The sequence below is a fragment of the Streptomyces sp. LS1784 genome, assembly GCF_020103755.1.
Classification (GTDB): domain Bacteria; phylum Actinomycetota; class Actinomycetes; order Streptomycetales; family Streptomycetaceae; genus Kitasatospora.
The window spans coordinates 1-11,496 of sequence record NZ_JAHSQD010000254.1 but is presented as its reverse complement, the minus strand read 5'-3'; the positions used below and the strand labels follow the sequence as shown (position 1 = coordinate 11,496).

At 74.0% G+C, this 11,496-nt stretch carries 15 protein-coding genes; 7 read left to right on the top strand and 8 right to left on the bottom strand.

Annotated features, from left to right (window positions below; genetic code table 11):
• Nucleotides 1-650, top strand: a 650-nt coding sequence (locus tag KS423_RS25650; RefSeq protein WP_224282130.1) for a LuxR C-terminal-related transcriptional regulator, incomplete at its 5' end; no start/stop codon positions are given.
• Here the strand turns inward: KS423_RS25650 and KS423_RS25645 are convergent.
• Genes KS423_RS25645 through KS423_RS25635 form a run of 3 tightly spaced genes read right to left on the bottom strand, consistent with a single transcriptional unit; the run spans nt 643 to nt 3,393 of the window.
• Nucleotides 643-2,178 carry an AMP-binding protein gene (locus KS423_RS25645; protein ID WP_224282129.1) on the bottom strand — a complete coding sequence of 512 codons (1,536 nt, stop codon included), beginning with the start codon at nt 2,176-2,178 and terminating at the stop codon, nt 643-645. The genes KS423_RS25650 and KS423_RS25645 overlap by 8 nt on opposite strands.
• A gap of 52 nt (nt 2,179-2,230) precedes the next feature.
• The gene (locus KS423_RS25640) at nt 2,231-2,608 is read right to left on the bottom strand and encodes a MerR family transcriptional regulator (protein WP_224282132.1); all 378 of its coding nucleotides are present in this window, start codon (nt 2,606-2,608) and stop codon (nt 2,231-2,233) included.
• A gap of 20 nt (nt 2,609-2,628) precedes the next feature.
• On the bottom strand, nt 2,629-3,393 hold the full coding sequence (locus KS423_RS25635) for an SDR family NAD(P)-dependent oxidoreductase (RefSeq protein WP_224282128.1): 765 nt from the start codon (nt 3,391-3,393) through the stop codon (nt 2,629-2,631).
• 170 nt (nt 3,394-3,563) lie between these two features.
• Between KS423_RS25635 and KS423_RS25630 the strand changes: the two genes are divergently transcribed.
• Both KS423_RS25630 and KS423_RS25625 read left to right on the top strand, forming a co-directional pair.
• The gene (locus KS423_RS25630; protein ID WP_224282127.1) at nt 3,564-4,190 is read left to right on the top strand and encodes a GNAT family N-acetyltransferase; all 627 of its coding nucleotides are present in this window, start codon (nt 3,564-3,566) and stop codon (nt 4,188-4,190) included.
• A gap of 4 nt (nt 4,191-4,194) precedes the next feature.
• Entirely contained in the window at nt 4,195-4,581 is a 387-nt protein-coding gene (locus tag KS423_RS25625) for a VOC family protein (protein WP_224282126.1), read from the top strand.
• A gap of 23 nt (nt 4,582-4,604) precedes the next feature.
• On the opposite strand, the gene KS423_RS25620 is transcribed toward KS423_RS25625, so the two are convergent.
• Together KS423_RS25620 and KS423_RS25615 are read right to left on the bottom strand one after the other, a co-directional pair.
• Nucleotides 4,605-5,189, bottom strand: a complete 585-nt coding sequence (locus KS423_RS25620; protein ID WP_224282125.1) for a maleylpyruvate isomerase N-terminal domain-containing protein — start codon at nt 5,187-5,189, stop codon at nt 4,605-4,607.
• A 108-nt stretch (nt 5,190-5,297) separates the two neighbouring features.
• Nucleotides 5,298-6,080 carry a dioxygenase gene (locus KS423_RS25615; protein WP_224282124.1) on the bottom strand — a complete coding sequence of 261 codons (783 nt, stop codon included), beginning with the start codon at nt 6,078-6,080 and terminating at the stop codon, nt 5,298-5,300.
• 115 nt (nt 6,081-6,195) lie between these two features.
• Between KS423_RS25615 and KS423_RS25610 the strand changes: the two genes are divergently transcribed.
• On the top strand, nt 6,196-6,660 hold the full coding sequence (locus tag KS423_RS25610) for a MarR family winged helix-turn-helix transcriptional regulator (RefSeq protein ID WP_224282131.1): 465 nt from the start codon (nt 6,196-6,198) through the stop codon (nt 6,658-6,660).
• On the opposite strand, the gene KS423_RS25605 is transcribed toward KS423_RS25610, so the two are convergent.
• Together KS423_RS25605 and KS423_RS25600 are read right to left on the bottom strand one after the other, a co-directional pair.
• On the bottom strand, nt 6,629-7,921 hold the full coding sequence (locus tag KS423_RS25605) for an RNA polymerase sigma factor (RefSeq protein WP_224282123.1): 1,293 nt from the start codon (nt 7,919-7,921) through the stop codon (nt 6,629-6,631). The genes KS423_RS25610 and KS423_RS25605 overlap by 32 nt on opposite strands.
• Nucleotides 7,922-7,973: 52 nt before the next feature.
• Nucleotides 7,974-8,345, bottom strand: a complete 372-nt coding sequence (locus KS423_RS25600; protein WP_224282122.1) for a YciI family protein — start codon at nt 8,343-8,345, stop codon at nt 7,974-7,976.
• Between the two features lie 201 nt (nt 8,346-8,546).
• Between KS423_RS25600 and KS423_RS25595 the strand changes: the two genes are divergently transcribed.
• The 3 genes from KS423_RS25595 (at nt 8,547) to KS423_RS25585 (ending at nt 10,212) form a co-directional block, all read left to right on the top strand.
• A complete protein-coding gene (locus KS423_RS25595; RefSeq protein ID WP_224282121.1) occupies nt 8,547-8,957 on the top strand; it encodes a hypothetical protein in 411 nt (136 codons plus the stop codon).
• Nucleotides 8,958-9,104: 147 nt separating this feature from the next.
• A complete protein-coding gene (locus KS423_RS25590; RefSeq protein ID WP_224282120.1) occupies nt 9,105-9,566 on the top strand; it encodes a molybdopterin-dependent oxidoreductase in 462 nt (153 codons plus the stop codon).
• A gap of 127 nt (nt 9,567-9,693) precedes the next feature.
• On the top strand, nt 9,694-10,212 hold the full coding sequence (locus KS423_RS25585; protein ID WP_224282119.1) for a GNAT family N-acetyltransferase: 519 nt from the start codon (nt 9,694-9,696) through the stop codon (nt 10,210-10,212).
• 49 nt (nt 10,213-10,261) lie between these two features.
• Here the strand turns inward: KS423_RS25585 and KS423_RS25580 are convergent, their stop codons facing one another.
• Nucleotides 10,262-11,290, bottom strand: a complete 1,029-nt coding sequence (locus tag KS423_RS25580) for a LacI family DNA-binding transcriptional regulator (RefSeq protein ID WP_224282118.1) — start codon at nt 11,288-11,290, stop codon at nt 10,262-10,264.
• Between the last annotated feature and the right edge of the window lie 206 nt (nt 11,291-11,496).

The window sequence follows — 11,496 nt, the reverse complement described above, 5'->3', positions numbered from 1 at the left end:
GGGTGGTGGCCGAGTGCGGCGCCGACGTCGGCCTGGTCGGCGTGCCCGAGCCGCTGCCCGGGAGCCGACCCGGCAGCGAGGGCATGGTGCTGCGCCACTGGGCCGGCACCCGGGCCGACCTGCTGCACGACGTACCCGTCCCGGCCGGCCTCGGCCTCGGCGGCCGGGCACTCGCCGAGCGCGCGCCCACCTGGGTGCCCGACTACCGTGCGGCGAAGACCATTTCGCACCACTACGACGCGGCCGTGGCCGCCGAGGACCTGTACGCGATGCTCACCGTCCCGCTGATGGACGGCGGCACCGTGCACGGCGTGGTGTACGCCTCGCTGCGCGCCGTCGTCCCGTTCGGGGACGTGCGGATCTCCGCGGTCGGCACGCTGGCGAAGGCGGCGGCCCGGGCGCTCGCCGGGGCCGCCGCCTGGAGCCGCGAACAGCCCCGCCAGGCCGCCCCCGCACCGCCGTTGACCCCGCGGGAGCACGAGGTGCTGCGGTGGGCGGCGACCGGCCGGACCAACCCGGAGATCGCCGCCCGACTGGGCCTGACCTGCAACACGGTGACGGGCTACCTCAAGTCCGCGATGCACAAGCTCGGTGTCCGCAACCGGACCGAACTCGCCCTCGCGGCCCGGGAGTCGGGGCTGGTCAGTTGACCTGGCGATCCCGCCCGGTCCAGTACGGCTCGCGCAGCCGGAACTTCTGCAGCTTCCCGGTGGCGGTGCGCGGCAGGGCGTCCCGGAACTCCACCGTGGTGGGCGACTTGTAGCCGGCCAGCCGCTGCTTGCAGTGCGCGATCAACTCGGCCTCGGTGACCGCCCCGTGGCCCTCCCGGAGGACCACCAGCGCCTTCACCGTCTCGCCCCACTTCTCGTGCGGCACCCCGATCACCGCCGTCTCGGCCACCGCCGGGTGGTCGTACAGGCAGTCCTCCACCTCGATCGAGGAGACGTTCTCCCCGCCGCTGATGATGACGTCCTTCTTGCGGTCGGAGATGGTCAGCTGGCCGTCCGTGAGGGTGCCGCCGTCGCCGGTGTGGAACCAGCCGTCCCGCAGCGCCTCGGCGCTCGCCTCGGGCTGCTGCCAGTAGCCGTCCAGCACGGTGTTGGAGCGCACCAGCACCTCGCCCTGGGCGTCGACCCGCAGCTGGGTGCCGAGCGCCGGGGCGCCCGCCTGCACCAGCCTCTCGGCCCGCTCGGCGGCCGGCAGCACGTCCCACTCGGCCCGCGAGCGGTTGACCGTGACCACCGGGGAGGTCTCGGTCAGGCCGTAGAGCTGCATGAACTCCCAGCCCAACTGCTCCTCGACCTGCTGCACCACCGAGGTCGGCGGCGGGGCGCCGGCCACGATCATCCGCACCCGGTCCCGGCCGGGCACCGGGCCGTCCCAGTCGGCGGCCGCGTCCAGCACCATCTGGACCACGGCGGGAGCGCCGGACAGGAAGGTCACCCCGTGCCGCTCGACCCGGCGCAGGATCTCCGCGCCGTCCACCTTGCGCAGCACGATGTGCCGGGCGCCCAGACCGGTGAGCGAGAACGGCAGGCCCCAGCCGTTGGCGTGGAACATCGGCAGGGTGTGCAGGTAGACGTCCCGGTCGCTCGCGCCGTAGTGCAGGCCCATCAGGGTCGCGTTCAGCCAGACGTTGCGGTGGGTGAGCTGAACGCCCTTGGGGCGGGCGGTGGTTCCGCTGGTGTAGTTGATGGTGGCGGTGTCGTTCTCGTCCACCGCGTACCGCCGCGGGGTGCCGTCGAAGTCGTACAGCACGGCGTCGCTGTCCGCGCCGAGCACGAACTTGTGCTTGGCCACCACCCCGCTCAGGGCGTCCGCGACCTCGGGATCGACCAGCAGCACGGAGGCGCCGCTCTGCTCGACGATGTACGACACCTCCTCGGCCTTCAGCCGGAAGTTCACCGGCACCAGCACCCGGCCGTACCCGCTCACCCCGAAGAACGAGGTCAGCAGCCGGGCCGAGTTGTGGGAGACGATCGCGACCCGCTCGCCCGGCCCGACACCGAGCCGGTCCAGCCCGGCGGCCTGGGCCCGGGCCAGCTCGGCGACCCTGCGGTAACTCAGCTCGCCCCAGGATTCGGCCGGCTGCACCGGCTCGTCGACGATGCCGACCCGGTCGCCGTAGACCAGCTCGGCCCGGTCGAGGAAGTCCATCACGGAGAGTGGAATCTGCATGGGGCCCACTGTCCTCTCCCGTCCGACCCCTGCACACCCCCGATCGGGGGTGTCACCCGTCCGTGCGTACCCCGTCCCCGCCCACCCCGGCCGCCGCCAGTGCCGCCACCAGCCGGTCCCGGGCCTCGGTCTGGGCGGCGATCCGGCGTTCCAGCACCGCCAGCCGCTCCCTGGCGATCCCCAGCACCCGTTCGGACGGCCGGCCCGACAGCACGTCCCCGTCCAGGCAGCCCAGCAGCGGCCGGAGGTCCTCCAGGGTGAGCCCGGCGGCCACCAGCGCACGGATGTTGCGCACCCGGACGACCGCCGACTCGCCGTACTCGCGGTAGCCGTTCGGCGCGCGCCCGGAGTCGATCAGCCCGGCCTGCTCGTAGTGCCGCAGAGCGCGCGCGGTACTGCCCGTCCGGGCCGCCAGCTCGCCGATCCGCACCGCCACCCGTCCCCTCCCGGTCAGCCCGCCAGCGCGCCGCCGTCCACCGACAACACTACGCCGGTCACGAACGAGGCCTGTGGCGAGGCGAGTCGGGTGATCGCCCAGGCCACCTCCGCCGGGCGGCCGATCCGGCCCAGCGGGGTGTGCTCGATCTGCCACTTCCGGATCGCCGCCCGCTGCTCGGGGCCGTACCCGGAGTGGTCGCCGATCGGGGTGTCGATCGCCCCGGGCGCCACCGCCACCACCCGGATCCCGCGCGGCGCCAGTTCCACCGCCCAGCTGCGGGTGACCGTCTCCAGCGCCGCCTTGCTCGCCGCGTACACCGAGTTGCCCGGCCAGCCGCGCTGCCCGACGGCGGTGCTGACGTTGACCACCACGCCCCGGCTTCGCTCCAGCGCGGGCAGCGCGGCCTGCCCGAGCAGCACCGGGGCGACCAGGTTGGTGGCCAGCAGCGTCTCGACGCCCGCCCGGTCGAAGCCGCCGAGGCCCTGCCGGCCGTCCACGATCCCGGCGTTGTTGACCAGCACGTCCAGCCGCCCGAACCGCTCCAGCGCCGCCCGGACGATCTCCCCCGGCGCATCCGGCCCGGTCACGTCCGCGGCCAGCGGCTCGATCAGTGCCGGGTGCGCGGCCGCCGTCCCGGCCAGCGGTTCGAACCGCCGTCCGACCGCCAGCACCCGCGCCCCCTCGGCCGCGAAGGCCCGCGCCGTCTCCCGCCCGATCCCCGTCCCGGCCCCGGTGACCACCACGACCCTGCCCTGCGTCCCGCTCTCTTCGCTCATGGGCCCCACCCTCCGACCCTGCCGCCAACGTCAGGGTCAAGCGGGAACCCCACCCTCCGCTTGCTGAGCCCGGCGCGAACAGCGGGCCGGGCCCTGCCGTCCGAGCACGCCCGAGCCCTCCGCCTGCTAGGAAGGCCGCAACGCACGGTTCACCCACGGGGAGTACATCCATGAACGACCAACGGCCCGGCACACTCTACGAGGCCGCCGGCGGCAGCGACGTCCTGGTGGGAAGGCCTCAAGTGACCGTCACCGCGCCGCCCCTGACGGCCGACGGCCTGCTGCTGCGCCCCTTCGAGGACGCCGACGCGCCCGCCCTGATCGAGGCCTACCGGGACGAGACCCTGCGCCGCTTCACCCGTACCCCGGTGGACGACGCCGAGCAGGCCGCGCACTGGCTGCGTCTCCAGTACGAGGGCCGGGCGGCCGGCACCCGGTACAGCTTCGCCGTCCTGGACGGCGGCGAGCTCGTCGCCAACGTCGCGCTCAAGTACCCCACTCCCGGCGGGGAGAGCGCCGAGGTGGGCTACTGGACGGCGGCCCCGGCCCGCGGCCGGGGGGTGGCCCCGCGCGCGGTGGAGGCCCTCACCCGCTGGGCCTTCGCCACCTTCGCCGAGGACGGCCTACGCCGGATAGACCTGTTGCACCAGGTGGACAACCTCGCCTCCTGCCGGGTCGCGGAGAAGGCCGGTTACCCGTTCGAGGAAGTGCTCCCGGCCTTCCCGCCGTTCCCGCTGGACGGCCACCGGCACTCCCGGAAAAGGTTGGACGAACCCGAACGGGGCAGGTCAGAGTAGCCGCATGGCTTCTCTGGTACGACACGTGACGATCGACTGCGCCGACGCGCACGCCCTGGCCACCTTCTGGGCCCAGGCGCTGGACGGCACCCTGGGCGAGGACGACAACCCGGGCGACGAGGAGGCGGTGGTGAACTCCGCCGGCGCCTCGCTGCTCTTCATCCGGGTGCCCGAGGGCAAGTCGGCCAAGAACCGGGTCCACCTCGACCTCCAGCCGCAGGACCGCAGCCGGGACGAGGAGGTGGCCCGCCTGGTCGCCTTGGGCGCCACCGTACTGGCGGACCGCCGCACCCCGGACGGCAAGGGCTGGGTCACCCTGGCCGACCCGGAGGGCAACGAGTTCTGCGTCGAGCGCAGCCAGGCCGAGCGCATCGCCACCGAGAGCGCCTGACCGAGGGCGTCTGACCGACCGGATCAGTCCGGCCACTCGCCCATGGCCGCCCGCCAGTTCCACGAGGACTTGCGCGGGCGGCCGTTCAGTTCCCCGCGCCCGGTGCACCAGAGCAGGACTTCAGCGGGGTGGGCGGCCGGCTCCTGCGGAAAGAGCCGGTCGAGCACGAAGCGGCACAGCTCGGCGGGCGGCTGCCAGGGCAGGCCGAGGCCGCTGGTGATGTCGTGGGTGTGGAGAAGGGTTTCGGCGACGCCCATCGCGGCGAAGCCGAGCGGATCGCACGGCCCGTGGTGGTAGGCGCGCAAGTCGGGCGGGGCGGCGTCCAGGGCGGTGGCGAGGAGCCGCCCGGCGGCGGTGACCACGGTGAGCACCTGGGCCGGGTCCGCCTCGGGCCGCACGGTGAGGTCCAGCGGCAGGTAGCGGTCCCGGGGGCGGGCGGCGAGCTGGCCGGCGTAGGCGAGCAGGTCGTGGGCGATGTGGGCGGCGGTGTCGCGGCAGCTCCACTCCAGGAGCCCGGCGGGCACGTCCCAGTCGCGGTCCCCGGTGTGCGGGGTGAGCACCGCCAGCGAGACGTCCAGGGCGGTTCGTACGGCATCGCCGTTGCGCATGATCACTCCTTCGACGGAGCGTCACACGATAGACCCAGCACCCGGAATCGCGCAGGGGGGCCGCCCGACGATCGGTGAGCGCTTCACGCGATGTTCCTCGCGAGGGGTTCAGCCCAGCTGGATCGAGCGCTTGGCCAGGCCCATCCAGAACCCGTCGATGACACTGCGCTGGCTGTCCAGGTCGGCCTCGCCGGCGCCGAGGGTGACGAACAGCGGCGCGAAGTGCTCGGTGCGCGGGTGGGCCAGGCGCCCGGCCGGGGCCTTGTGCTCGAAGTCGAGCAGCGCGTCCAGGTCGTGGGCCTCCAGGGCGCGCCGGCCCCAGTCGTCGAACTCGGCCATCACCGAGGTGACCCGACCGTCGCTGCTGAGCGCCCGCAGGTTGTGGGTGAAGAAGCCGCTGCCGACGATCAGCACGCCCTCGTCGCGCAGCGGGGCGAGCTTGCGGCCGATCTCCATCAGCCGCTGCGGGTCGAGGGTGGGCAGCGAGACCTGGAGCACCGGGATGTCGGCGTCCGGGTACATCTCGACCAGCGGGACGTACGCGCCGTGGTCGAGCCCGCGGTCGGGGATGTCCTGGACGGGCGTGCCGGGGGCACGCAGCAGCTTGCGCACGCGCTCGGCGAGATCCGGCGCGCCGGGGGCGGCGTACTGGACCCGGTAGTAGTGCTCGGGGAAGCCCCAGAAGTCGTACACCAGCGGGATGGTGGTCACGGCGCCGAGGGCGAGCGGGGCCTCCTCCCAGTGGGCGGAGACCATGAGGACGGCTCTGGGCCGGGGCAGGTCGGCGGACCAGGCGGCCAGCTCGCCCGGCCAGACCGGGTCGTCGGCCAGCGGCGGCGCGCCGTGCGACAGGTACAGGGCGGGCATGCGCTCGGGGGCCGCGGTGCTCATGGCGTCCTCCTCAGGACCGTTGACCGAATAGGTAGTTCAAATTTGAACGTCTTCGCCGACGGTACACCCTCGTTCGAATTTGAACAACAGGAGTAGGCTTCGTCGCATGTTCCCACTGAACGAACCCCGCTGGCTGGACCCGGACGAGGCGGCCGCCTGGCGGGGCTTCGTCACCGCGAGCAACCTGCTGAACCGGCGGCTGGAACGCCAGCTCAAGGAGGACTCCGGACTCTCCCACCAGCAGTACGAGATCCTGGTGCACCTGTCCGCCGCCCCCGGCGACTCCCTGCGGATGACCGAACTCGCCGAGAAGCTGGTCACCTCCAAGAGCGGCCTGACCTACCAGGTCACCCAGCTGGAGCGGGCGGGCCTGGTCGCCCGCCGCTCCTGCCCCAGCGACGTGCGCGGCGTCATCGCCGAACTCACCGACCGGGGCCGGGAGGCACTGCGCCAGGCCGCACCCGGACACGTCGCCCTGGTGCGCGAGCTGCTGATCGACGTGCTCACCCGCGAGCAGCTCGCGGTGCTCGCCGAGGGCCTCGGCACGGTCAGTGCCCGGCTGCGCCTGGAGGACGCCTGAGGCCTGTCCGCCGGCTCCCGTCGAGCGAGGCCGCCCGCTCCGACAGCAGCTCCCGCTCCCGCTCGTTGCGGGTCAGCCCCGCCGCCCGCTCGAACTCCGCCCTGGCCTCCGCCGGCCGCCCCAGCCGGGCCAGCAGGTCGCCCCGCACGCTCGGCAGCAGGTGGTAGCCGCGCAGCGCCGGCTCCGCCGCCAGCTCGTCCACCAGCTCCAGCGCCGCGGCCGGGCCCCGGGCCATCGAGACCGCGACCGCCCGGTTCAGCGCCACCACCGGGGACGGTGACAGCGCCAGCAGCCGCTCGTACAGAGCGGCGATGGTCGCCCAGTCGGTGTCCGCGTACCGCCGCGCCTTGGCGTGGCAGGCGGCGATCGCTGCCTGCACCGAGTACGGCCCGGTGCCCGCCCGCTGCAGGGCGTCGAAGCCGCGCCGGATCAGCAGCCCGTCCCAGCGCGACCGGTTCTGCTCGGCCAGCAGCACCGGCCTTCCGTCCGGCCCGGTCCGGGCGGCCGTGCGCGAGGCCTGGAACTCCAGCAGCGCGGCCAGCCCGTGCGTCTCCGGCTCGGCGGGCATCAGCGCGGCCAGCACCCGGGCCAGCCGCAGCGCGTCCTCGCACAGCCGGGGGCGGAGCAGATCGTCCCCCGCGGTCGCCGAGTAGCCCTCGTTGAAGATCAGATAGATGACCTCCAGCACCGAGGAGAGCCGCTGCGCCCGGTCCTTCCCGTACGGCACCTCGAACGGCACCCCCGCCTTCGCCAGCGTCCGCTTCGCCCGGACGATCCGCTGCGCCACCGTCGGTTCGGGCACCAGGAAGGCGCGGGCGATCTCCGGCGTGGCCAGCCCGCCGAGCAGTCGGAGGGTGAGCGCGATCCGTGCCTCCGCCGACAGCACCGGGTGGCAGGCGGTGAAGATCAGCCGCAGCAGGTCGTCGTCGATGCCGTCCGGCTCGGCCGGTTCCGGGGGCGGCACCTCCTCCGCCGACCGCCCGACCTCGGCGAGCTTGCGGGCGTAGACCTCCCGGCGGCGGACCAGGTCGACCGCGCGGTGCTTGGCGGTGGCCGTCAGCCAGGCGCCCGGATTGTCCGGGACGCCCTCCCGAGGCCACCGCTCCAGCGCGGCCACCAGCGCGTCCTGCGCCAGCTCCTCGGCGATGCCGACGTCCCGGACGATCCGGGCGACCCCGGCGATGATCCGCGCGGACTCGATCCGGAACACCGTCTCGACGGCCGTCGCCGCGGTCTCGTGGGTAGCAGCCCTCTCCGTCACGGCCACCCATCAGAGCAGCCGGCGGAGACGGAGGCAAACACTGCCACGGCTGTTACTTCGGCGGCTCCGGCATCTCCTCGATCTGCCGGACCTCCGCCTCGACCGGCCAGTGCGCGGGGTGGGCCCGGAGGAAGCGCCGGGTCCACTCCAGGGCCTCGGCGTGGTCCTTGCACTGGAGGATGGCGTAGCCGCCGACGACCTCCTTGGTCTCGGTGAACGGCCCGTCGGTGCAGCCGATCTTCCCGTCGTTCCAGGTCAGCCGGGTGCCCTGGGAGGTCGGGGTGAGGCCGGCGGTCTCCAGCATCACGCCGGCCTTGGTGATCTCCTCGAACAGGGCCCCCATCCGCTGCTCGAAGCCCGGGTCCGGCTCCCACCCGGCGCGGGACTGCTCGTCGATGCGGATCAGCGTCATGAAGCGTGGCATGGTGACTCCTCGGTCGTGCGGGCGGGGCCTCTCCCCGCCTCTCACCCCTGCGTCGAACGGGCCGGCGCCGGATCGACACCCGCTGCGAAGAATTTTTCCGGCTCTTCCCGGCCCGCGCCCGGGGCGCGGGCCGGGGGCGTGGCGTCCGGGCCGCCCGTGGTCGAATGGTGCGCACGAACGAGCGATGGAGGGGAGACGCGGATGCTCGTGGACGTTCTCGGTGCGGTTGTCGAGGTACTGGGGGCGACGATCGGCGAGTCGAGGACGGAGGAGCGGAAGGAACGCGACGCCTTCGCCGAGGGGCGGGTGGTGGTCTTCGAGGGCTGTGTCGCCGGCGCCCGGCCGTACTGCCGTCCGACCGCGGAGTTCCTGCACGCCTCGGCCACCGCGCTCGCGATCTCGCCGCTGCGCGAAACCAGCGCGCGGGCCCGCTACCTGCCGAGCGACTTGGTGCTGGTCGAGGTCCGGAAGCGGCGCGAGGACGACCCGAAGACCATCGAGAAGCACTGGACCGTGTTCGAGTGCCGGGACGGGGAGGACGTGGTCCTGATCGGCTGCGCCTCGGGCTGCGTCCGCTACGTCCGCCGGGCGCTGCAGTTCGAGGGCGACTGATCGCAGATTCCGGTCGAACCTGGGATGCGCCATCGCAATTGCGGATGAATGGCGGCTTCCAGCCTGGCAGTTGCGAATGCCCGAGTGGTCCCTCGGGTAGTCCTCCTCGCGGGCCACGGCGCCGTGGCCCGCGAGGAGGGAGCACCCATGACCCCGGCGAGGCCCACCGTCCGACTCCACGGCCACCTCGACCGCCCCGCCGAGCTGACGGTGGCGGAGCTGCGCGCCCTCCCCGCCCGCCGGGTCGAGGTCAGCTTCGACTGCCGGACCGCGGGCGAGCAGCGCCACGGCTACGAGGGCCCGGCGCTGCTGGACGTGCTGCGCGCCGCCCGGCCCTGGATCGACTTCTCCGGCCGCAAGCAGCGGCTGCGCTTCCTGCTCTCGGTGGTCGGCGCCGACGGCCACCGGGCGGTGGTCTCCTGGGCCGAGATCGACCCGGACTTCGGCGGCCAGGAGATCCTGCTCGCCACCAGCATGGACGGGGCCCCGCTGGACGCCACCGGCCCGCAGCTCGTCGTCCCCGACGACCACTGCGGCGCCCGCTACGTCAGCGCCGTCACCGCCGTCTGGCTCGGCCCCCTCGGCGACCCGGCGCGCCCCGCCACCTGACGCCCGGCCGCCTCGTCGGGCCGCCGCCCGGCCCCTGCCGTCCCGCCCCGCGGCCGCTCGCCGGAAGGGGGCGGACGGTGCCCGAAAACACTCGCCGGAGCGGGGTTTCCGTGCCAACATGCCCCATATGGGGACGATTCTGCACGGCACCTTGGTCACGCTCCGCCCAGCCACCGGCGAGGACATCCCGGCGCTGGCGGCCATCCGTGGCACGCCCGAGGTGTTCGCCCGCTGGCGGGGCGGCGACGACCTGGCCGACGAGGTCGCCAACGACCTGGAATCGCCCGGAACCGAGACCTTCGCGATCGAACTCGGCGGCAAGGTGGTCGGCGCCATCCAGTGGTACGCCAACAACGACGACGAGTACCGGCACGCCGGGATGGACCTCTACCTCGACCCGACGGTGCACGGCCTGGGCCTGGGCACCGACGCCGTGCGCACGATGGCCCGGCACCTGGTGCACGACCACCACTACCACCGGCTGGTGATCGACCCGGCCGCGGACAACCTCGCCGCGATCCGCTGCTACGCCAAGGTCGGCTTCCGCACCGTCGGCACCATGCGCCAGTACGAGCGCGGCCCGGACGGCACCTGGCACGACAACCTGCTGATGGACCTGCTCGCGGACGAGCTGCTCGAAGAGTGAGAAGACCGAGGGGTCCGCGCAGGCGCCGGCGTCCGTCCCCGGCCCGACGTCAGTCCCGGGCCTCGGCCGGCGGGCAGCCGCAGGAGCGCCGGACCACCAGCCGGGCCGGGAAGGTACGGGTGCCCTGGGCGCGGTGCTCCGGCCCGCCGAGGACGAGATCCAGCGCGGCGCGGGCCATCTCGTCCTGTGCCGCGGTGACGGTGGTCAGCGCCGGTCCGGCGATCACCGCCTCGGCGATGTCGTCGAAGCCGGCCACCGCGAGGTCCTCCGGCACCCGGATGCCGAGGTCGTCGGCGGCCCGCAGCAGGCCGATCGCCTGGTCGTCCGTCGCGCAGAACACGGCGGAGGGCCGGTCGGGCCGGGCGAGCAGGGTGAGGGCCTCGGCGTGCGCCCGGATCCGGTCGAACGGCGCCGGGGTGAGCCGCCCCTCGGTGGGCAGCCCGGCCTCCTCCAGCGCGGCGGCCCAGCCGGCCGTCCGCCCGGTGACCGGGTCGTGTGGGCTGAGCGCGAGGGTGCCGCCGAAGCAGTGCACCTCGGCATGACCGTGCCCGAGCAGGTGGCGGACCACCTCGCGGGCGCCGCCCTCGTCGTCCGCGACCACGGCGACGCCGTCGGCGCTCTCCGCCCGGTGGTGCAGCAGCACCACCGGGGTGCCGTCGGCCACGTCGAAGCCGGTCAGCCCGGGGGTGGCCGGGTCCTGGGTGACCAGGATCAGACCGTCCACCTGCATCCCGAGGAAGGCGCGGATGTAGTGCGCCTCGCGCTCGTCGGCGTAGTCGGAGTTGCCGATCAGCAGCAGTCGGCCGTGTTCGGTGGCGGCCTGCTCGACGGCGTGCGCGAGCCCGGCGAAGAAGGGCTGGCGGGCGTCCGGCACGACCATCCCGAGCAGGTTGGTCCGCCGCCGGGCCATCGCCTGGGCGACCCGGTTCGGCCGGTAGCCGAGTTCCTCGACCGCCGCGAGCACCCGCGCCCTGGTCGCCGGCGCCACCGGCCGCGGTCCGTCGTTGATCACGTAGCTCACGACCGCCGTGGACGTCCCCGCCACCCGCGCCACATCGTCCCGCGTCACCCTCGCCATGACCGTTGAGCCTACACAGCCCCTCCGACCAGCGTGTTTGCCGAGCCTCCGGCCGCCCGATCGGCCTACTGCGGTTGCGTCCCGGCCGCGGCCGCCCGGAGGGTGGCGGGACGGGCGGCATCCGGAGCCGCCCGCCGACCGTGGGAGTAGGCCGATGAGCGCGCCGCCGCACCGGCGGGCCGTCCGGAGCACGCGCCGGGCGGCCC

Bases quoted from the DNA above. Each gene is read 5' to 3' on its own strand.
- KS423_RS25595 (WP_224282121.1), top strand. From the start codon at position 8,547: ATGCTCGTGGACGTTCTCGGTGCGGTTGTCGAGGTACTGGGGGCGACG.
- KS423_RS25620 (WP_224282125.1), bottom strand. From the start codon at position 5,189: ATGCGCAACGGCGATGCCGTACGAACCGCCCTGGACGTCTCGCTGGCG.
- KS423_RS25580 (WP_224282118.1), bottom strand. From the start codon at position 11,290: ATGGCGAGGGTGACGCGGGACGATGTGGCGCGGGTGGCGGGGACGTCC.
- KS423_RS25630 (WP_224282127.1), top strand. From the start codon at position 3,564: ATGAACGACCAACGGCCCGGCACACTCTACGAGGCCGCCGGCGGCAGC.
- KS423_RS25635 (WP_224282128.1), bottom strand. From the start codon at position 3,393: ATGAGCGAAGAGAGCGGGACGCAGGGCAGGGTCGTGGTGGTCACCGGG.
- KS423_RS25585 (WP_224282119.1), top strand. From the start codon at position 9,694: ATGGGGACGATTCTGCACGGCACCTTGGTCACGCTCCGCCCAGCCACC.
- KS423_RS25625 (WP_224282126.1), top strand. From the start codon at position 4,195: ATGGCTTCTCTGGTACGACACGTGACGATCGACTGCGCCGACGCGCAC.
- KS423_RS25600 (WP_224282122.1), bottom strand. From the start codon at position 8,345: ATGCCACGCTTCATGACGCTGATCCGCATCGACGAGCAGTCCCGCGCC.
- KS423_RS25590 (WP_224282120.1), top strand. From the start codon at position 9,105: ATGACCCCGGCGAGGCCCACCGTCCGACTCCACGGCCACCTCGACCGC.
- KS423_RS25615 (WP_224282124.1), bottom strand. From the start codon at position 6,080: ATGAGCACCGCGGCCCCCGAGCGCATGCCCGCCCTGTACCTGTCGCAC.
- KS423_RS25645 (WP_224282129.1), bottom strand. From the start codon at position 2,178: ATGCAGATTCCACTCTCCGTGATGGACTTCCTCGACCGGGCCGAGCTG.